This window comes from Hirschia sp. (assembly GCF_058892565.1).
Window position 1 is genome coordinate 1 of sequence record NZ_JBZXVU010000007.1, and the last position, 18,952, is coordinate 18,952.

Here is an 18,952-nt window from a genome sequence, read left to right on the forward strand (position 1 = left end):
AAGCTCATGCGGGCTTATTGTGGCTTCATTTTATCCCATATTCCCAAATTCTGCTTCATGATGATCACGCAAGACACAAACAGATTGATTAAATAAAACCCGCTTTTCCCGCATCGATGGCGATTTCACCCCTCACATCCGCTGTACCATAAGACGACGCCCCAAAGGCCACCCACATCCCAATGTCATCCCGGACAAGCAAAGCGCGATCCGGGATCCACTTCTCAATCGAGACTGGCCTCGCGACTTCATACAAAACGTTTTGACCTGACCACTTTACATACACGTCAACGCCAGACGAGCAGCACAGTGGATCCCAAATCAAGTTTGGGATGACAGATAATTTTAGGTTGCATTTTAAAGAGGAACCGCGAAAGTGGTTCCTTGTTATTGAGGGGATTTTTCGAGATGCAAAGAAAACAACTTCTTGTTATTACTGGGTTTATCATCGGACTTGTAGCTTCTTTTGCTTTAGGCAATCAAACCGCTAACGCTCGCGATACACAAAAACCTTTGATTTGGGGAACATCAGGTGCCAGTCACTACGTCGTAATCGACACAGAAACAGGATGCCACTACATGGCAAACCCTCAAAAAGGCGGCATTACACCTCGCTTAAAATCAGATGGATCGATTTATTGTGAGAGCGCTTCCAAAGAGCCGTCATAGTTCCCTTAAATAGCCGATCTTTGATCGATATATTTTGTCGGTGAGAAGCAAAAACACCCTATGATATACTGAGCACCAGCGAATACCTTCCACCAACGTCATCCCCGACGGCTTTGCCGTCTGGGGATCCATCACCCGAAATTGAAACGCGCAAACACGTCGAAATAATCGAGCTGGATACCCAGATGAGCAAACTCATCGGGCATGACAGTGTTTTGCTCCAAGCCGAACGCCTCATCATAAGACGAAGCCCCAAAGGCCACCCACTCAAAATGTCATCCCGGACAAGCATAGCGCGATCCGGGATCCACGTCTCAATCAAGACTGGCCTCGCGACTTCACACAAAAACGTTTTGGCGTGACCACTTTGCATGCACGTCAACGCCAGTCGAGCAGCACAGTGGATCCCAAATCCAGTTTGGGATGACAGATAACTTTAGGCTGTATTTCAAGTAGGAACCGTGAAAATGGTTCCTGTTTTTTATTTAATCAGGTTGCATTTTGAGCCTTGCCGGCGAGTAAACACTATTAAAAGTTCGTATAATAATTCAAGATCGAATTAAATAAAGTACAAACCTCCACCCACTTAATAGCTAGCTAAGGTACATAAATGACAGACTCATCTCGAAGATCATTTTTATTTGGCGGTGCAGCAATTGGTGCTGCAGCTTTTACACTGGGAGGAGTTGCAACCAGACAAGCATGGCATGATGCTCAAGCAGCATTTCAAGCGATAAATTTAAAATGCGGCAACTTTGACGCTTCAAACGTATCAGATATGTTTGTCAACTTCGGTAAAGCTAGCTCTATCGCTATGAGTGAGCACTACAATAGTTTTTACCCGGCTTTGCGGAGGTTCACTGACTCTCGTCACACCAAGTCAATGAACTCAGTAGTCAAATATATAAAGTCGTTCAATCAAACTCAACGAGGTATGAGATTTAGCCAAAAACCTCCAATAATTGAAGGCGACACGATATTCATCTCAAACGATGACATAAGAGAACTGCAAGCGAATATTCACCGTGTAGAAGCCATACCCTTCATTCTGTCTTGCAATAGACAAAATGAAATAAATATAGATGACCCCGAAGATACGCACGATAATATCATGAAAGGGCTTTCACACAATGATGCGGTGGTGCGCGAAATAGTTCTACAGAATCTGATCGCTAATACAGATGTTTCACCAACATCTAGACCAAATTCATTTTACCAAAACCCGGAAAACATAAAATTTGTCGAGAAATTACTTATTGCATGTGCCGACAATATCAACGCATCTCAAATATTTTTTCATGGAACTACCTACTTAAAGAATGTCCAGCTAATTTGCCACATCCACAAATATGAAAAAGTTGAAAAACAAATACAATCTTCACTAGAAAAAGTTGAAAAAATAGACTGCGGCAACCTTACGATAGCATCCAGAGGTCTCTCTAAAATTGATCTATCAAATTCGTTTAATACCTTGCCACAATCATTTGATGCCCTTTTAAAATGGGAGACTCTCAAAACTAAAGTGAATGACGATTATTTGGCTTGGGCTGCTCTGCAGCATATAAAAATATTGCAATTAGCTTTTGATGCATCTAACGAAAATTTACTCAAAGCATCGCAAAATCAGAAAGGAACAGAAGAACTGAAATGTTGGAAACTCCTTGGTTTTCTTAGATCTTTCAAAACCTATGAGGAGTTGATCGTTCCTAAATTTGATAGAGGTAAACTAGACCAAGTAAAGGAGGACAAAAGGTTCTATACATTCGCCAAGGATGAGCTTCCAGAGATATTGGAAAATCAAAGTGCATTCAATTCAGAACCGCATAGTCAAAGTCAAATTCAGGCCATAAAGCACCTTGGAAACTTTCACTACTCAACATATCAAGATATGATACCTCAAAATGCGAGAGTTGAGTTACATAATAGTTGCGAAGATTTTTTTCGTGGTGAATCTCGTTGGAATACTTTGGAAAAAAAAATATTGGGGACCGCTGTGAACGCTGGATACGCTTCTGGAATGATCGCTTCGGGTGATCGAGCAATGAAAGAAGTCTCAGGCTACAATAATTTAATGAACCCAGTCAAAGAACGTTTGTTACATCATTACACCAATTTAAAAAAATCTATACAAGATCAACCTTAAATTTGTCATCTCTCCTGCCTGTTGCGATGAAGAGCATCTTACGCCCGTTTAGCATGTGTTGGATAAATTTGCGCCAATCCCTCTTCTCCATTGCCCCGCGCCTTATCCAGCGCTAAACCCTCCCCATGACAGATATCTCAGATGCCCTTAGCCGCCTTGACGCGCTTGAAATGCGGATCGCCTATCAGGACGAGACGATTGAAGAGCTGAACACGACAGTGACCCAGCAATGGAAGCTGATTGAAAAGCTCAAGCGCGAGATAGAGCGCGTTGAAGAGAGCGTCGCCTCCAGCGCAGACACACCAGCAGCCCACAAGCCACCGCCCCATTATTAGCGCGCATTCATCCCTTTAGGGCCGCACCCAAAAGGCAAACACAGTCCCCACCGACGGATTTACCTCCCCTTGTGCGTATAACCTCCATAGAACAACAAAACGGAGGTTCTCATGTCTACCAAGCTAATTAAAACTATGGCCATCACGGGCGCGTTGAGCATGGCAATGGCAGTTCCCGCTCTGGCTGCTCCGGCGCATGTTCAAAAAACACCGACAAAAGTGGTGGTGCACCAAACACCTGCAAAACAAAAAGTCGTCAGGCATGTGCAAGTGACACACAACTCCCACGCAAAAAATACGCGCGTCAAGACAACTCACGCGCACAACGCACGCGGCAAGACTGTGTACGTCTCACAAGCGCACAATGCGCCCCGCTATGACTCCCGCCATGCGCCACAGCGTGTTGTCGTCACAAGAACAGTGGTGAGACATGATCCGCTTATCAATCACATTGTCAAAACGGCCACACGTGAAATCGTGCACGAAATCATTCGCCACTAATCATCTATCAGATTGCGTCTAGGGCGGGCTCATCCCCGCCCTTTTTGCTGCGCTGTTGAACATTTTTCTCATTGGGTTTAAATCTGAAGCCAGCTTAAAAAAATTGTCGGCGGATCGGAAAACCTCAATGGAGATAACAGACTTTAATTCATTGCTGGATGCTGGTCATTTCGAAGATGATAACGCTCCCACTTTCCCAAGCGGCAATGAACTCTCACAATTGCTAAGCCCGATGACGGGGCAAGAGTTTGCCAATTCCTATTTTGCCAAAAAATCCTTTAACACCAAGGGAAATGCTAATAAATTTGAGCATATTTTCAGCTGGGAAAAACTAAGTCACGCCCTCGCTAGAGGTGAGAATATCCAAGACCCGCGCTTTAATCTTATGGCCTCTTTTGCAGGCGGCGAAAAAGACGGCAGCCGCAAGCCCATGTTTCAGGTCTATATCAAGCAAGTGGGTGAGCTTTTAAATGCAGGTGCCACAATCTGCATCACCAATATCCATATGGCAGACCCAGCTTTGGCGCGGTGGGCACAGGCCATTCGCAGCCAGCTTAATTTCACAGGCACAGTCGGCGTCAATTGCTATATCTCCCCCGATGGTGCCGGCTTGCCCATGCATTATGACAAACGCATCGCCACCACTTTGCAAATCGCAGGAAAAAAGCGCTGGATATATTCCACCACACCCGCCCAAGCATGGCCCGATAATAATGCCGTCTTGAAAGATGGCCGCGTTGAACCCGCCAATATAGATACAGGCACCCCGCCCGATGGTTTGGAATTTGAAGAAGTCGAACTCAATCCAGGCGATTTGCTCTGTTTGCCAGCAGGTGCTTGGCATGCCGCCAAAGGCATTGGATTTTCATTGGCGCTGAATTTATATTTCGCGCCGCGTAATTTTTCCGATCAGCTCGCACCTCTATTTTTAGAGCATTTATCCCACGACGAAAACTGGCGCGGCGGCCCACCTGTCACGCTCGATAATATCACCGGCGAGACACCCGAAAATATCAAATCCTATCTGCGTGACCGCTTAGATGAATTCCATAAAAAAGCGCAAAACTTTATCGACCAAACCGACACCATCAACACAGCTTGGTTGGAGTCTCTAACCCAAAACCCATATACGGGATGGCAGCCAGATCCCGACATGCCATTGCGCCCACTCAGCCCTGAAAACAGATTTCGCGTTGTCGGCAAATCGCTCCGCTTTATCCAAACAGCTGACCAACTGGCCGTGCCTTGCGATAATGGAATTTTGAATTTCCCCCAAAACGCCGCGCCTATCCTAGAAAGAATGGCGTCCCATTCGGGAAGTTTTTCTGTTCCAGATGTGATATCATGGAATACAGCGCCCAATGCCCCCACGATTCCAGAGATTGGCGCACACCTCCAAACACTCTATAAAAACAGGGTGTTAGAAATCATATAGGCTGCTATCGCAACGCATAATTCGATACAATGCTTGGTGCAGCCCCTCTTTCATCAAGGCGCACTTATGCTCGCTCGACCAAATTTTAGACAACACGAAAATACAGTATATACGCAGCCCATATTTGAGAGTATATGGCGTTTTAATGCCTGTTTTTCCTTGCATGGAAATACCCCATTTACCCCTCCATTCACTCATCTCAAAGCACCCTCTCATGAGCAGCAATAGCATCCAAAAAGCCAATATCTCGCTTCGCAATTTTACAAGAGCCGACATTGCACAAGTCTATGCGCTCAACACAAAAATTTATGACGAACAATATTGTTTTTCCAAAGAGAACTTAGCTGCTCAGCTCAAAAACTTCCCCGAAGGACAATTTGTCGTCCTCGATGGCGATAAGATTATCGGCCATTGCGCAACATGTATCGTCAGCGAAGACTTAGCGCTCAAAGATCACACTTATGACGAAATAACTGGCGGCGGGTTTGGCTCGCGTCACAATCCAGAAGGTGAATTCCTTTATGGAATGGAGGTCACGGTCGACCCTGATTTTCGTGGTATGCGAATTGGACAGCGCCTCTATGATGCCCGCAAACAATTATGCACCCAACTTGGCCTAAAAGGTATCTGCTTTGGCGGCCGCATGCCCAATTATGCCAAGCGACGCAAACAAGCCAAAACCCCTGAAAAATACGTCGAAATGGTGCTTGATAAGCAGATTAAAGACAATGTCATTGGCTTTCAGATCAGAAACAATTTCAAATTCATCAAAGTCTTACGAAACTACTCCCCGCTAGATCTAGAATCAGGTGGAAATGCCTGTCTCATGCTCTGGGAAAACCCGCTTTATGATGAAACCCAACCCCGCACATCCCTATCGCCCAATTTGAACATTTCAAATGTGCGTGTGTGTTCCGTCCAATTCCAAATGCGCAAAGTCAATTCCTTTGAGGAATTCATGGGACAAGTGGAATATTTCGTCGATGTCGCCTCTGACTATCGCTCCGATTTCGTCTGCTTTCCAGAATTTCTGACCATGCCGCTGATTTCATTGAGCAAAGACCAGACATCCAGCAGCGAAAACATAGAATACCTCACCACACTCACCGACGCTTTTGTCGAAGCCATGAGCGAAATGGCGGTCTCCTATAATATCAATATAATCGGCGGCACCCATCCCACACGCGTGGAATCGGGCGAAATATATAATATGGCTTTTGTCTTCCTGCGTGATGGCTCAATCCACACACAGCCTAAAATCCATATCACCCCGTCCGAACAATATTGGTGCAATATTCATGGCGGCAACTCACTCGCCGCGATAGAAACAGACTGCGGCACAATCGGCGTCAACGTATGTTACGATTCTGAATTTCCAGAACTTGCCCGAAACCTCACAGATCAAGGCATCAATATTTTATTCGTGCCCTTCAGCACAGATGACCGCCAAGGCTATAATCGTGTGCGCTATTGTTCAGCAGCGCGCGCGATTGAAAACCAGATTTATGTCGTCATGGCCGGCACTGTCGGCAATATGCCCAATGTCAAAAATATGGACATCAACTATGCTGAGTCCTGTATTTTAACCCCGTGTGATTTCCCCTTTGCCCGTGATGGTATCGCCGCCACATCGGCCCCAAATACAGAAATGGTCGTGATGTCAGATCTCAACATCGAAACCCTGATCGCATCGCGCAAATCCGGCACAGTGCAAAACCTAAAAGACCGCCGCCTCGACCTCTACCAAATCAAATGGAAAAGATAACCGTAAAGTTTATTGCGCTCAACACAGCTGCGCAATACCAAAACGGGAGGCAATCACACAACTAAAAACGCATCCAACACGTTAAAATTGTGCAAAACTCCCCCAAAAAAATATTGCACCCCCCCCCTTTTGCAATCTAGTTAAAAGAGAACTTTATTATAGTTGGGGACTATAAGTATGGCTAAACAGACCAATAAATCCGCTAAATTAAAAAACTCTCTGAAGCTGTCGATTAAAGATATTTATATCGGTGAAATAGACTCCACCATCGAAATAGATACTGGAGGCAATGCTGCAATTAAGGACTTTCTAGGATCCTATTTCGTACGGAACGAAGAAGAAATAACTCAATTTCTAGATGGCAGAAAGAGCTTTGTTTACGGTCAAAAAGGTGTAGGAAAGACTGCATTTCTAAGATATATCGGTGAAAATTACTCGAGGTCTAAAGAGGAAAATAGACATTTCGACCTTTATAGGTTTTCTAAAGATTTTCCTGAAGCAATTTATGAAGATATAACGGAGTACGTCACAATAAAGAGGCAAAACAAAGAGGCTTTGCCCGACATCAACATCTTTCGAGACTTAAACTACGAGCCTTTGTGGACATACCTAATATTCAGAAAATTTTTAGAAAATGCTCTAAAAACCCCGGACATTGTTGAAAAAAATGATGCCTTTGAAAAATTCCAGTCTAAACTAAAAAAAATATCTGAGAATTCAATATTCTCTCGGTTCGCAAGGTTGGTTCCAAAAGTAACCAATATAAAAACTAAAATTTCAACGACCCCAAGTGCAGAAATGGAATTACACTTCACGGGTGGAACCGAAGACTTTTCAAAGTTTAATGAATTCGTTGAAGATATAAGCAACTCTTATAAGAAATTAACATTTTCAACAAAGAAATATTATCTCATGTTTGATGAAATAGATCCGCGTGTTGGTTCTGGAAAATCATTTGATTTGGATTGTATTCTTATCCGTGACCTCATCGTCGCGATTTACAACGTAAATCGTTTAGTGCCAGCTGAAACTCGAAATGTATTTTATTCCGCAGCTATCCGTTCAGAAGTTCTTAGGTCAGTGAACCGGTTGGGCAAGGAAATACATCACTTGTTAGAACAACTGGGAATTCACATGACTTGGGGTGAGTACGGAGCAAAAAACCTAGATCATCCTCTGATTAAAATGATTTGCAAAAAAATTGCATATTCTGAGACGAAACGTGGAATGACTAGTGATGACTACGATAGAGACTACCGATTAATTTGGAATAAATACTTCAAACAAACCAAATCAAAAGAACTTGCTCCAAAGGATTTATTACGGCTTACTTGGCTCAAGCCGAGAGACATCGTTAGACTTTTAAAATCTTGCCAAACGATCAATGGTGATAGTCGTGAATTTTCAATGAGCCTTATCGACCAATCCAAAACCGTATATGCCAACAAAAGTTGGAGTGAAATACAAGCCCAACTTGCTGCATCTGCCAGTCCAAGTATCATATCAGGCGTAGAGTCATTACTATCGGGCTTCTGGAGAGAATTCACATTTATAGAGCTTCATTCAAGACTGAAAGAGCAATCACAAACACATACCTCCGCTGAAACTATTTTAAAAAGTATGAAGATGGGAGACCTATTGGAGTTGTTATACTTCCATGGCGTGATTGGGTGTGTTCCAAAACCCAAAAACCATTTGTATTACTTTGAAGGTCATACATCCCTACCCAACCTAGCAAACATTTGTATTCATCCTGCACTATTTGATAAATTCAGTACAAAATCCCGTATTCCGAAGCAAAACACCGACAATACAAATCATGAATTGTTTTAGACAGCCTTTATATTTCTCTTCACTACACTCCTAAGAGTATCAGTGGAGTGCAAAGCGCCAGCGAATGCACTCCACAGCTATTCACACACCCCGCCTCTAAAACTCACAATGTCAAACATCTTCATCGCCCCAGCATGTCCATTTCATGCCTGTTGCGATGAAGAGCATCATATGTCTTGTCTTGTGCGTGTGGGATAAGTTTGCTGTGCGGCGCATCCAACAGCGAGAAGACACGCCCGATAAGCAGTTAAGCTGCGCCTGCCGCGACCTCTTCAACCTTATCAAATGTCTCAACCAGCTTATCATACCCACCAATATAGCGACCATCGAGCCAGATTTGCGGTGTCGTGATCGGGGTTTTGCCGCCAACATTTTGTTTGGCGCGCGTGATCATTTCATAAAGCGCTGCGGGATTTTCCACCACGTCATGATAGGTGTATTGAATGCCTTGGGCGTCCAAAAATTCCTTTGCCTTCGTGCAGTAGCCGCAGTTTTTCTTGCCGAAAACATGATTGCCTTCAATCGGATAGCGGTCCACATGATCCACCATCACAGCCGCTGCTAATGTACCGCGATTAATCGCAACGCCTTGGGAAATCACCTTGCCATTGAGCAAAACAGCTGGCGCATGCCGCGCCCCCTTTAAAATGGCTTCCGGCAAATGTGTCAGCCAATCTTTATATTCCACCTCAACATGCGTGCCGCTCAGCTCATCTTCTAGCGTTGTCTCGATGATATCCTTGGTCAATGTGCATTCACCACATGGAATATTGACCTTAAACGGCCCAAACGCACCGCCCCAGCGATAGACGAGCAGCTTTGAGGGCTGTTTGCTATATGTGGTTGGCATTTTAGCAAACTTGCTCATTTCAGTGCTCCATTTCGCATATTTTGCTTATCGTAAAATTCAATAAGCCTTACATAATAGGCACGCTCACAAGCATCAAATCAAGCACAATCACACCTTTGCGAGCATGCCCTTGCGGCAAGTCCGCAACGGATAAACCAAATCTGCTACATCCCTTTCAGGGTCTCAGAATGCAATTCTTCTTTTTCGGCTGCTGCTTTGCGTTCTGAATACCGACTGACAAGATAATCTTTATTATCACGGGTTAGCAATGTGAATTTCACCAACTCTTCAAGCACATCAACAATGCGCTCATAGAAAGAGGAATCCTTCATACGCCCTTCTTCGTCAAATTCAGTATAGGCCCGCGCCACAGAGGATTGATTAGGGATAACCAGCATCCGCATCCACCGTCCCAGCACACGCAATTGATTGACCGTGTTAAACGATTGAGACCCGCCTTCAACCTGCATCACAGCTAGTGTTTTGCCTTGTGTGGGCCGCACAGCGCCCATAGAAAGCGGTATCCAATCTATCTGTGTTTTCATCACGCCAGACATTGCACCATGACGTTCAGGCGAGCACCAAACCTGCCCTTCAGACCATTGGACAAGGTCGAGCAATTCTTTCACCTTGGGATGATTGGCGTCCGCGCCCTCATCATCCACAAGTGGCAGACCTTTAGGATTAAAAATCTTCGTTTCCGCACCAAAGCGCTCAAGCAATTGCGCACTTTCTTCCACCACGCGGCGACTGTAAGATTCTTTTCTCAATGCGCCATAAAGCAATAATATGCGTGGTTTATGTGTGGAAGGCTGTGCCACTTTCAGTTTTTCCAAACTCGGCACATCCACAACTTTTTCAACTAGGTTTTTCATTTTAATCCATCAAAGCATTATCCATATTGGTAACACATAATGCTTGGCGTTTAATGAAACCAGACCTTAGCCGCGATGATCCACATCAAAACACCAACGCCAAAATCAAGATAGCGCCAAGAAATTGGTTTGACGAAAAGCGGCGTCAATAAACGTGCGCCATATCCAAAAGAGAAAAAGAAGAAAAACGACGACATAATCGCACCAATCGTGAAAGATAATTTATCTTCAGATTGCGATGCCAATGATCCCATCAACATAACAGTTTCCAGATACACATGCGGGTTCAGCCATGTCAGAGCAATCGCCGTCAAAACAGTCGGCAAAAGCAAAGTCGGTGTCTTCTCTGACAAATCCATTCCATCAGAGCCCTGCCAGGCTGAGTGAAATTTCAAGCCGCCATACACAATTAAGAACCCAACTCCGACATATCGAAATATTTCCACAATATTTGGAGACTGTTTCACCAATAACCCGAAACCAACAGCACCGGCGATCAACAAAATAGCGTCAGAGATGGCACAGACAAGCACCACTGGAAGCACATGTTCACGGCGCATACCTTGACGCAGAATGAACGCATTTTGCGCGCCCAATCCAATAATCAAACTCAAACTTAAAGAAAACCCAGTCAGCATTGCACTCATAATCGGCACCTCCGAGGGTTTGACTAAGCGCGTTTTTCAAATTAATAAAACTCATAAATTTAATCTTAGATGAAAATAATTCAGGCATGATTTCCACCAAAGCCGCCCGCGCTGTTGCCGCTGTTATCCAGACTGGTAGCTTTGAAATTGCCGCGACCCAATTGGGCCTCACACCGTCCGCAGTCTCCCATCGCGTCAAGCTGTTAGAGGACCAACTTGGCACCATTCTCATCCGCCGAGCATCCCCCTGCACAGCCACACCTGCAGGCGAAAAAGTACATGTATATCTGCAGACTATCGCCCTTTTAGAGCGCGAACTCACCCGCGATCTTGGCATTCATTCCACCGATCGTGTCACCGTCCGCATCGCTGTAAATGCTGATAGTTTAGGCACATGGTTCATGTCTGCTTTGGCTCAAAATAGCGACGAATTTCTCTTTGATGTTATCATCGAAGATCAAGAAGTGACCAGCGAACTCCTCAAAAGCGGCGAAGTTGTCGGCGCGCTTGGTATGAAGGAACACACGATTGCCGGATGCGATGAGCTATACCTTGGGAATATGCCTTATGTGCCCTGCGCCAGCCCTGCATTCATTGCCAAGCATTTCTCTCAAGGCGTATCCAAATCCAGCCTGTTATCCGCGCCCAGTTTGCGGTTTTCTCCTCATGATCATTTGCAAGATAAATGGGTTGCGCAATATATCGAAAAGAATATCCGCCTCCCCATTCACAAACTTCCAAGCTTTAGCGTCTTCATTGATGGATGCCTAACCGGACTTGGCTGGGGCATGCTCCCCAAAGAAACAGTCGCCCCTTATCTTGCCGATAAACGTCTTGCCCTCCTGCGCGAGAACGCAGAATTGGATACACAGCTTGTATGGCGTTGGTTACGCTCGGCAAGCAAAGCCTTAGCACCGCTAAACCAGGCCATTCGTTCCAGCGCAAAACAAACTCTCAAACCAATTATTTAAGTAAAATCAAAGACTTCTAAAAAAGTTTATTTTCTGCGACGGATTCTCAGCGCCTCTCCCGTTTGACTTATATCAGGCACCCCAAGGAGGCTTTCATGTCTTTGAAGTCTATAAAATCACTCATTGTCGCAAGCGCGATCAGCATGGCATTCACGGCGCCCGCTATAGCAGACACTGCGATCAACATCGTGGTGAACACACCGACAGCTATGACTTCATCGCCAGTGAAAATAAAGAATTCACACCGCCACGTCGTCTCCCAAGGTCAACACACCCACGTGAAAAAAATGGTCATCATTCCGGCCCAAGCCATTATCGTAACCAAAGTTGTGCCGCAAAAACCGAGCATCAAAAAAGAGGTTATCCGCGATAACAAACCGGTCACTTACAGCCCCAAAGACTACACGCACTTAGCTGTTCATCGCCATTAGTGCATTCTAATTTCTAGCGGTTTTGTCCCCCATGGTTCCGCTAGAGACCCCCGCACCCAGATATTGCTTCCTCCCTATAAACCAATATCTGGGTTGCAAACTTTCCACGCAGTTTCAATTGCCCCATGTGAACTGTATGGATTTAAAAAAGCGGCATGCACTTAATAACCCCCGTTCAAGTGCATGCCGCTTATTTTTTCTTTAAAAACAATCTATTCCGGCAAGCGGACAGTCATTTCTATTTCAATCTGAAGCCCCACGCCCGCCAATGCCGACACACCCACACCCGTCAAGCTAGGCGCAGCCCCATCAAACCATCCCACCACTATTGGGAACGCTGCATCCAAACGCTCCGGCGTTAAATCCGTCATATATACGCGCACCATCGCCAAATCTTGCGTGCTTGCCCCAATAGCTTCCAGCGCCGTTTTCGCATTTGCACACACCAGCCGCGTCTGCTCCTCAAGGCTATCTGGCGGGGTGGCACCATCCGCGCGCCACGCCACTTGCCCAGAAATAAAAGCCAATCTTCCCGGCTCCACAGTTGTGATTTGAGAATACCCCATCTGCCCAGCATCAGGCATAGACGCAGGGTTCAAACGCTGAAGTGTTTGTGTCATCTTTTAAATTACCATATAGAGTTAAAGATCATCCGTAGTAATTTTCACTACATTTGTAGAGGTTTTATGTCAAGATCAAAGCCAGACCGCCGCCTGCTCATACTACAAACAGCAGTTAAACTATTGTCAGATAAAGGAATTATCGGCCTAACCCATCGCGCAATCGATACAGAAGCGAGCATCCCTCAAGGCTCGACAACCTATTATTACCCCAAGAAAAACGACCTCTTACGCGCCGCCGCAGAACACCTCGCACAAGAACTAGAGAAAGACTGCGACGCTCTACAAATCAGCTTTGCCGACCTTGCTGCACGCAATGGTATAGACGCCGCCATAGATCATGTCGCCAAACAATTAATCACTACAGTCGATGAAGCGCGGGACCTATTTTTAGCCCGCATAGAACTCACCCTAATCGCCTCCCGCGACCAAGAGCTGACAGACATCGCAACCCGCCTTTCAAAAGCAGGGCGTCGTCCCATAGAGTTTTTCGTTGGTTTAATCACCAATTCAACCGATACAGCCGCGATCAACACATGCGTCGGCCTACTAGATGGCATCACCCTCGCCTACACCACCGGCCACACAGGCACCACACCCACCACAGACCAAATCGTCAGCGTGATAAAGACGATTGTGACGTGATGAGTTGGGGTATTTTCTGTCTGACCTTAATTGCCAAATTTTCTGAACTTGAATGATTTTTAGCTATGCCAAAACACGAAGAAAAATCGTCAAAAACTTTAAATGAAGCAAAAAATTTGGTCATCGAACTTGAAAATGAACTGAAGCACACCAGAGCAAGCTGGAGCGTGTTCACGACAGGAAATGGACGGCATCGAAAATCACTTCACGAACTCATAAACTTAAACTACGAAGCATTCACCTTTAGTCACATTATTCGCTCTTCTGCCAGTATGACGGTGTTATCGCTTTGTCGTCTGACTGATAGAGAGGAAAACGAAAAGTCTGATTGCATATCGCTGTACGGCTTAAAGCGACTGATAAATCCAAAAGATAACACATCGATCTTTGTTGAAGCAGCACTTTCTAAAAGTTCAGGTAACTTAGAGCACGAACTCGAAACAACGAATAAAATTACAAACCAAATTAAAAACCTTCATTCCAGAACTACAAAAATGCTTAAATCAGCTCCTCTTGAAAGAATGAGAAAGCTGAGAAATCAAGCACTTGCTCATAGGTTGCATACCGACCATTCGCACCCCGTACGCCCTACTTTTGATGATATAGGTCTAGTTTTTAAAGAAGCTCACGACATTATAAAAGATGCGAGCCTACTCATAAATGATAAAGTATGGGACCCCAAAGATTTTATAGAAATTAACGAATTAAATGCCAACGATTTTTGGGACCGTTTCGAAGATGGCATGAAACTTAAGTACGCTAGTGAGAATCCAAAATCCCCTCAATAGCCTCCACAATGGCGCGCATTTTTGTGTCGTCTAGGCCGTCTGCTTGTGGGGGTGCAAAGCGGTGATTGTCATTGTCGTAATACCTGCCGGACATATTGCTAAATTCTTCGCTTAAGGCTGCGCGCACCAATATATCAGCCCCAATGCTAAGGTCATTCCCGGCAACGCCAAAGCCCTCTTTGACCATTTTACTTGCTAATAAAGACCCCGGATTTACCGCACTAAACACAACGCCGCTTGCCCCATAACGGGAAGCAAATTCACGCGTCCACATCGTAATCGCCAGCTTGCTCTGCGCATAGGCTGCCATATCATCCAGCTGCTCTTTGCCCTGCAATGCCGCAATACTTACAGGAGCTTGCGCTGCAGATGATAAATTCACCACGCGCCCATCTAAAGGTATTATTAGCAATAATCTTTGTGTCAGCAAATATGGCGCAATCGTATTGACCATAAAGCGCACATCAAACCCATCCTCTGTTCGCGTGTGAGCCGTTTTCAACACACCGGCATTATTGATCAGCACATCCAATTGCGCAAAGTCTGCTGCGATTTCATCGGCCATCCGGCGTACATCTGCCAGCCTAGAAAGATCCGCCACATAGCGCGAAATCTCACCGCCGCCATTCATGGCACGCAGCGTCTTTTCAACGGCATCCAGCTTATCAGGGCTGCGCCCATGCAGCACCACATTATGGCCCTGCTCCACGAGCAATTTTGCCGTTTCCAGACCAATCCCGTCAGTCGCACCAGTGATCAAAATTGTTTTGCTCATAATCATTATCTATCTCGCTGAAGGAACGAGTTTATCTTGTACTTCCATGACCAACTCCATAGAACGCAGCCTTGCCGCAGGATCATAAAAGGCGGAGGTAATAATAATCTCATCTGGATTTAACCTGTCCATAAATGGCTGCAATTCCTCGATGATTTGTTCTTTCGTGCCAACGGCTGTTGCAGCCAGCATGGTATCAATATGGTTTTGAACATGAGCTGGTAATTCAAGGTTTTCCACCGGCTTTGGAAACAGACCACGTTGGCCCGTCACCATGCGCGCAAATGCCTGCTGCAAGGATGAGAAATGGTAATTTGCCTCTTCCTGCGTATCAGCAGCAAACACATTGCAAGCAAACATGAAATGCGGTTTGTCCAAATATTTTGATGGGGTAAAAGCTTGCCTGTAAAAATCAGCCGCCTGCACCAATTGTTGAGGCGCAAAATGCGAAGCAAATGCATATGGCAAGCCCATCTCTGCCGCCATCTGCGCACCAAACATACTTGATCCTAAAATCCATATAGGCACATTTGTCCCCTCACCCGGAACAGCAACAATTTTAGCGCTTTCATCTCGCTGCCCTAAATATCCAATTAGCTCACTCACATCACCGGGAAAGTTATCACCTGCATGTTTATTGCGGCGCATAGCCCGCATCGTGTCTTGATCCCCACCCGGCGCTCTTCCTAGGCCAAGATCAATGCGATTGGGGTGCAGTGTCGCCAGCGTTCCAAATTGCTCAGCTACAGCTAAAGGCGAATGATTAGGTAGCATGATACCGCCAGCGCCAAGACGTATATTCTTGGTTTTGCTTGCAATATGAGAGATTAAAACAGCTGTCGCAGAGCTCGCAATACCTCGCATATTGTGATGCTCTGCATACCATATACGTTCATATCCCAATGCTTCAGCTTTTTGCGCCAGATCGACAGAATCGTTGAAAGTCTGGGCTGCATCTCCGCCCTCGACAATATGTGCAAGGTCCAGAATTGAAATCGGAATCATGAAGAAGCTCCAGGGTATTAATTAGCTATCGGCTTCATCTCTATGTCGTGCGTTTTTGTCCAAATCCAACCCTCACCCTTCAAATTAATGATTTGTGACTGTGCATGATGGAACATCTGCCCTCGCTTTTGCGTTCACTCTTGAGACCAACTAAACCAACAGGAAACACCCATGCTAGCACAATCCAAAGCACAGCAACGCGCCGCCGGAGCCGCACTATCCGCCAAACGGGGCAACACTAAAGTTGCCGACTTAGAAGGCGCTTCTAAAGACATGTATGAAAGTATGAGCGAAGACGAGTTAGAAGAAATCGCCAGCACATCACATGATGATTTGCCAGAAAAAGTCGACGACTAAACGCCCTTATTGTGTTTGGCCCAGCCCTGTTTCTGCATATAAATCTCTGCAAGCAGTTACGATGGTATCAACGTCATCATCGGTAGCAGATTCATTGAGATTCAACAGGCGGGTATACATCCCTCGACAACGTCTGTGGCACAATATCGTTGCTTTAGAATAAGGCGCAGCATTTTTACAGGCATTTGATTTTTCCTGCATCTCTTCCTTTAAGACATTAATCTTAGCCATATCCTCTAACGCAGACGGGCTGAAATCGACCAAGTCATAAAGATCATCACATGCATCTTGATAGCCTTGAATTTCTTGCTCGCTCCATTTTTCAGGGTGGCTCTTCAGCTGCATTGCACCTATTCTGCAATTTTGCGCACACACGCCAGAATAGCCCCGCCCCTGAACGGCATTTGTGCACTCCAAAGACTTCTGCTCTAAGTCTACAACAATCTGGCTCAAATCCCGCGTTTGTGCGAACGATGCATGCGACGCAAAACATGCGCCTAATACCAACAATAAAAACGCACTCATTTTTCCAAATTGATGTTTCATTTTCCGCCCCAACTTGCTCATGTGTATGATCATTTATCAGAAAATGCAGGCTACCACATTGCACGTCATTCTCTAGGCAAAATCCCACATAAAAATAATTGAGAAAAAACGCCTCACCCGCGACGGATTCCAAAATGCAGAACGTTAAACTCTCAGAAGCTGAGAAAACCCGGCTCATATTTGCAGGCATTTGTCCCCACCCACTTAAATGCCTGCATTGCCTCTTCTGGACAAAATAGTCCGGAAGAGGCCTCTAATTAGCTGGACACTCAGCTTTCATCTAGACACTGGTGAATTGCGGGGATACGATTTTTTAACCCTCCCACAAAGAATCATATCCCCGTAATGCCTCATTCCTATAAAGCCATTTCTAAACATATGGCGCGCTTCTTTCCCAATTGTCCAAGCTCTGACCGTGATGCAATAATTGCTCTTGTTCAGTCCGATCAGTATCGGGACATTGATCTAAAAACAGCAACTGCGATGTCTGCTCGCGTGCATGTTCGCAACACGCAGACAGATTTTGACAATCTAAAGCAGGTCGATGCAATGACCCGCAATGAAGCAATCCTGATTGTAAAAGAAGAAGTTGCCGACATCATTCAAAGCTGGAAAAAATAAAACATCTCTAGCGATAAATTGTCTCTAAAACACAATTACAGCTTCCCAAATATGCAAAAGAACTTACGCTTCCAAAATCCAATACTGTCTGACCAGAGGCATGAGTGGAATGTGGAAGCATAAAGATGAATAATAAAACCCCTGATGATCCTCTACCAGAACCCAGCTCACCTTTGTGGGTCGCTATCCGCCTAGCTATTATTTTAGCGCTGGCTCTAACAGTGAGTTTAATATTATTTCTTATATCTGAAGCGATTAGCAAGGACGGTGGCGGCGGTGCCATCAGCCTAAGTATACTCGTCGTTTTGCCATACGCCTTAGGCTCTGTCTTCTACCTGCTATCTGATTTACATGGTCAAAAGCCCAAACGCGCCACCATCATCCCTGTTGTTCTAGTGTTACTCATCCTCATCATGGGCGCGATAATTCTTCGTGAAGGAGTGATCTGTGTCGCCATGTTAGCACCGCTCTGGTGGCTATTTGCATGGTTTGGAGCGACGACCGTAAAAATATTGCACAACCGATATCGTAAACGCACCACACTGCACTCTAGCATTCTACTGGCGCTACCTTTTTTAATGCTGATCGTTGATGCTAATACAGTCTCACCAATCACCACAAGCAATGTCGAACGCTCGGTGTTGATCAATGCCACACCAAATGAAATCTGGCCTCACCTTCTTAAAATGGACGACATCCAGCAAAGTGAAGGTCGATGGAATGTCACTCAAAATATCCTGCAGGTTCACCGCCCACGTTCTGCCATCGTGATTGGAGAAGAAACCAATGCTATCAGATATGCCGCTTGGGGTGACGATATCACATTTGAAGAACACATACGCCAATGGCATGAAAACGAAGACCTGAGATGGGAATTTGTCTTCGCAAATGACTCTGTTCAAAAATACACAGACAGACACATATCGCCCGATGGTGCCCATCTCAAAATCCAAAATGGGGGCTATCGTTTAGAGCCAATTAACGCGCAACAAACACGGCTCTTTCTTGATACAAATTATCTTGTATCAACGCCCGTAAACACCTATGGAACGCTGTGGGGAGAGCTGATTCTTGGCGACATCCAGTCCAACATTCTCCACATCGTAAAAACGAGAGCAGAACACCATAAAGGCCGATAAG

General features: G+C 45.3%; 21 protein-coding genes. 14 read left to right on the forward strand and 7 right to left on the reverse strand.

Going from position 1 to position 18,952, the window contains the following annotated elements:
- Positions 1-408 precede the first annotated feature (408 nt).
- The 7 genes from AC5EF3_RS02530 (at position 409) to AC5EF3_RS02560 (ending at position 8,681) form a co-directional block, all read left to right on the forward strand.
- Entirely contained in the window at positions 409-669 is a 261-nt protein-coding gene (locus AC5EF3_RS02530) for a DUF6440 family protein (protein WP_493546901.1), read from the forward strand.
- 610 nt (positions 670-1,279) lie between these two features.
- Positions 1,280-2,812, forward strand: coding sequence for a hypothetical protein (locus tag AC5EF3_RS02535; protein WP_493546902.1), 1,533 nt, complete (start codon positions 1,280-1,282; stop codon positions 2,810-2,812).
- A 125-nt stretch (positions 2,813-2,937) separates the two neighbouring features.
- Complete coding sequence (locus AC5EF3_RS02540; RefSeq protein ID WP_493546903.1) at positions 2,938-3,147, forward strand: SlyX family protein; 210 nt, start codon at positions 2,938-2,940, stop codon at positions 3,145-3,147.
- A gap of 111 nt (positions 3,148-3,258) precedes the next feature.
- A complete protein-coding gene (locus AC5EF3_RS02545) occupies positions 3,259-3,648 on the forward strand; it encodes a hypothetical protein (RefSeq protein ID WP_493546904.1) in 390 nt (129 codons plus the stop codon).
- A gap of 127 nt (positions 3,649-3,775) precedes the next feature.
- Entirely contained in the window at positions 3,776-5,083 is a 1,308-nt protein-coding gene (locus tag AC5EF3_RS02550; RefSeq protein WP_493546905.1) for a JmjC domain-containing protein, read from the forward strand.
- A gap of 214 nt (positions 5,084-5,297) precedes the next feature.
- Entirely contained in the window at positions 5,298-6,848 is a 1,551-nt protein-coding gene (locus AC5EF3_RS02555; RefSeq protein ID WP_493546906.1) for a GNAT family N-acetyltransferase, read from the forward strand.
- Positions 6,849-7,025: 177 nt separating this feature from the next.
- Positions 7,026-8,681: a P-loop ATPase, Sll1717 family gene (locus AC5EF3_RS02560; RefSeq protein WP_493546907.1), complete on the forward strand. Its 1,656-nt coding sequence runs from the start codon at positions 7,026-7,028 to the stop codon at positions 8,679-8,681.
- Between the two features lie 247 nt (positions 8,682-8,928).
- Here AC5EF3_RS02560 and AC5EF3_RS02565 read toward each other — a convergent pair whose 3' ends face one another.
- The 3 genes from AC5EF3_RS02565 to AC5EF3_RS02575 all read right to left on the reverse strand — a co-directional run bounded on the left by AC5EF3_RS02565 (position 8,929) and on the right by AC5EF3_RS02575 (position 11,053).
- Positions 8,929-9,549 (reverse strand): glutaredoxin domain-containing protein, encoded by a 621-nt coding sequence (locus tag AC5EF3_RS02565; RefSeq protein WP_493546908.1) that lies wholly within the window; start codon positions 9,547-9,549, stop codon positions 8,929-8,931.
- A 146-nt stretch (positions 9,550-9,695) separates the two neighbouring features.
- Positions 9,696-10,406: an arsenical resistance protein ArsH gene (gene arsH / locus AC5EF3_RS02570; RefSeq protein WP_493546909.1), complete on the reverse strand. Its 711-nt coding sequence runs from the start codon at positions 10,404-10,406 to the stop codon at positions 9,696-9,698.
- Positions 10,407-10,456: 50 nt separating this feature from the next.
- Complete coding sequence (locus tag AC5EF3_RS02575; protein WP_493546910.1) at positions 10,457-11,053, reverse strand: LysE/ArgO family amino acid transporter; 597 nt, start codon at positions 11,051-11,053, stop codon at positions 10,457-10,459.
- Positions 11,054-11,139: 86 nt separating this feature from the next.
- Between AC5EF3_RS02575 and AC5EF3_RS02580 the strand changes: the two genes are divergently transcribed.
- Positions 11,140-12,024, forward strand: coding sequence for an ArgP/LysG family DNA-binding transcriptional regulator (locus tag AC5EF3_RS02580; RefSeq protein WP_493546911.1), 885 nt, complete (start codon positions 11,140-11,142; stop codon positions 12,022-12,024).
- Between the two features lie 95 nt (positions 12,025-12,119).
- Positions 12,120-12,455: a hypothetical protein gene (locus AC5EF3_RS02585; protein WP_493546912.1), complete on the forward strand. Its 336-nt coding sequence runs from the start codon at positions 12,120-12,122 to the stop codon at positions 12,453-12,455.
- A 212-nt stretch (positions 12,456-12,667) separates the two neighbouring features.
- Here AC5EF3_RS02585 and AC5EF3_RS02590 read toward each other — a convergent pair whose 3' ends face one another.
- Positions 12,668-13,075: a RidA family protein gene (locus AC5EF3_RS02590; RefSeq protein ID WP_493546913.1), complete on the reverse strand. Its 408-nt coding sequence runs from the start codon at positions 13,073-13,075 to the stop codon at positions 12,668-12,670.
- A gap of 66 nt (positions 13,076-13,141) precedes the next feature.
- Here AC5EF3_RS02590 and AC5EF3_RS02595 point away from each other — a divergent pair, with 66 nt between their 5' ends.
- Together AC5EF3_RS02595 and AC5EF3_RS02600 are read left to right on the forward strand one after the other, a co-directional pair.
- Positions 13,142-13,720, forward strand: a complete 579-nt coding sequence (locus tag AC5EF3_RS02595) for a TetR/AcrR family transcriptional regulator (RefSeq protein ID WP_493546914.1) — start codon at positions 13,142-13,144, stop codon at positions 13,718-13,720.
- Between the two features lie 65 nt (positions 13,721-13,785).
- Positions 13,786-14,508 carry an AbiU2 domain-containing protein gene (locus AC5EF3_RS02600; protein WP_493546915.1) on the forward strand — a complete coding sequence of 241 codons (723 nt, stop codon included), beginning with the start codon at positions 13,786-13,788 and terminating at the stop codon, positions 14,506-14,508.
- Here AC5EF3_RS02600 and AC5EF3_RS02605 read toward each other — a convergent pair.
- Together AC5EF3_RS02605 and AC5EF3_RS02610 are read right to left on the reverse strand one after the other, a co-directional pair.
- A complete protein-coding gene (locus AC5EF3_RS02605; RefSeq protein WP_493546916.1) occupies positions 14,480-15,283 on the reverse strand; it encodes an SDR family NAD(P)-dependent oxidoreductase in 804 nt (267 codons plus the stop codon). The two genes, AC5EF3_RS02600 and AC5EF3_RS02605, sit on opposite strands and share 29 nt — an antisense overlap.
- 9 nt (positions 15,284-15,292) lie before the next feature.
- Positions 15,293-16,288, reverse strand: coding sequence for an LLM class flavin-dependent oxidoreductase (locus AC5EF3_RS02610; protein WP_493546917.1), 996 nt, complete (start codon positions 16,286-16,288; stop codon positions 15,293-15,295).
- Between the two features lie 171 nt (positions 16,289-16,459).
- Here AC5EF3_RS02610 and AC5EF3_RS02615 point away from each other — a divergent pair, with 171 nt between their 5' ends.
- Positions 16,460-16,645: a DUF3008 family protein gene (locus AC5EF3_RS02615; protein WP_493546918.1), complete on the forward strand. Its 186-nt coding sequence runs from the start codon at positions 16,460-16,462 to the stop codon at positions 16,643-16,645.
- Positions 16,646-16,651: 6 nt separating this feature from the next.
- Here AC5EF3_RS02615 and AC5EF3_RS02620 read toward each other — a convergent pair whose 3' ends face one another.
- Positions 16,652-17,191 carry a hypothetical protein gene (locus tag AC5EF3_RS02620; protein WP_493546919.1) on the reverse strand — a complete coding sequence of 180 codons (540 nt, stop codon included), beginning with the start codon at positions 17,189-17,191 and terminating at the stop codon, positions 16,652-16,654.
- A gap of 345 nt (positions 17,192-17,536) precedes the next feature.
- Here AC5EF3_RS02620 and AC5EF3_RS02625 point away from each other — a divergent pair, with 345 nt between their 5' ends.
- Positions 17,537-17,812 carry a DUF2293 domain-containing protein gene (locus AC5EF3_RS02625; protein WP_041301566.1) on the forward strand — a complete coding sequence of 92 codons (276 nt, stop codon included), beginning with the start codon at positions 17,537-17,539 and terminating at the stop codon, positions 17,810-17,812.
- A 125-nt stretch (positions 17,813-17,937) separates the two neighbouring features.
- Positions 17,938-18,951, forward strand: a complete 1,014-nt coding sequence (locus AC5EF3_RS02630; protein ID WP_493546920.1) for a hypothetical protein — start codon at positions 17,938-17,940, stop codon at positions 18,949-18,951.
- The last annotated feature ends 1 nt before the right edge of the window (position 18,952 follow it).